Origin of the sequence: Nostoc sp. KVJ20, assembly GCF_001712795.1 — a bacterium.
GTDB lineage: Bacteria > Cyanobacteriota > Cyanobacteriia > Cyanobacteriales > Nostocaceae > Nostoc.
In genome coordinates, this window is sequence record NZ_KV757732.1 from 1 (window position 1) to 1,395 (window position 1,395).

The window sequence follows — 1,395 nt, forward strand, 5'->3', positions numbered from 1 at the left end:
GAGTCGGAATGGGCTAAACCTTAGCTATCTGCAAAAAGCATGAATTTTCTACGAGGGGTGAATAGCGGAGCACTGGTGTCAACTTAACGCGAAACCGCACGTCCGCCAGGGATTGTAAATCCCTGTCTCATAGCTAAAGTCCTCCGAAGAGGACTTCATAGCGCAAAAATTTTTAGTCTACTTCAGTAGACTTGAGCAATTAGTCTCTGAATTATATTCCCTGGCGGGTGAACAACACCTAATCAGTACGCTATTTTTGGCTTAAGTTGACACGCATGAGCAATGTGCTTTACCCCTACAGCCGACCATCGAAGAACGATTAATAAAAGGCTGAAACGACCCATTCTCGTATATTCATACGATGAGTTGTACAGTGCGTAAGTCCTATACTTGTAATACATCTTCTAAAATTTAATTTATATAATGACCTCTCATGAAAAGATTTTTAGCACTTTGTTTTTTAACTTTTGCCTTGTTATTGGTAATCACTAGCTGTACGCCAAATTCAAATAGTAATAACGGTGGCAATATTATTCTTGCTTCCAAAGATTTTACTGAACAAGATATTTTAGGTGAACTATTAGCACAGCAAATTGAGGCGACAACTAATTTAAAAGTAGATCGTCGCCCTCGTTTGGGTGGTTCTTTTGTTTGTCATAGTGCTATTACTGCTGGCAAAATCGACGCATATATTGAGTATACAGGCACAGCTTTTACTGGAATTTTAAAGCAAAAAGCAGTTAATGACCCCAAAGAAGTTTATGAAAGATTAAAACAAGCATACTCCCAGCAATTCAATCTGGAAGTGATGCCAAGCTTGGGTTTTGAAAATACTTTTGCAATGATTATCCGGGGTGAAGATGCCAAGCGCAACAACATTGAAACTCTCTCTCAAGCTACTCAATATACACCAAAATGGCGTGGCGGTTTCGGTTATGAATTTTTAGAACGAGAAGATGGTTTTCCAGGATTAGCTAAAACTTACGATTTACGTTTTGCCAAATCTCCCCAAATTATGGACTTGGGTTTGATATATCGTGCTTTGATTCAAAAACAGGTGGATATGGTGGCGGGTAATTCTACTGACGGACAAATTTCGCGCTTGGGTTTATTTGTACTCAAGGATGATAAAAAGTATTTTCCACCTTATGAAACAGTGCCTATTGTCCGACAAGAAATATTAAAAAAGTATCCTGAATTAAGAACTGCGATCGCCTCACTTGCTGGAAAAATTTCGGCAGATGAAATGCGACAGTTAAATTATTTAGTTGAGGGAGAATTACGTGATATTAAAGATGTTGTCCAGGAGTTTCGGAAATCAAAGAGATTAAATTGAAGGAGGCAGGAGGCAGGAGGCAGGGGGCAGGAGGCAGAGGGCAGGAGGCAGGGGGCAGG

General features: G+C 39.9%; 1 protein-coding gene. It reads left to right on the top strand.

Annotation, left to right across the window (positions count from 1 at the left end; translation table 11 throughout):
- The first annotated feature begins 433 nt into the window (after positions 1-433).
- On the top strand, positions 434-1,336 hold the full coding sequence (locus A4S05_RS32975; protein WP_069073985.1) for a glycine betaine ABC transporter substrate-binding protein: 903 nt from the start codon (positions 434-436) through the stop codon (positions 1,334-1,336).
- Positions 1,337-1,395: the final 59 nt, after the last annotated feature.

Bases quoted from the DNA above. Each gene is read 5' to 3' on its own strand.
- A4S05_RS32975 (WP_069073985.1), top strand. From the start codon at position 434: ATGAAAAGATTTTTAGCACTTTGTTTTTTAACTTTTGCCTTGTTATTG.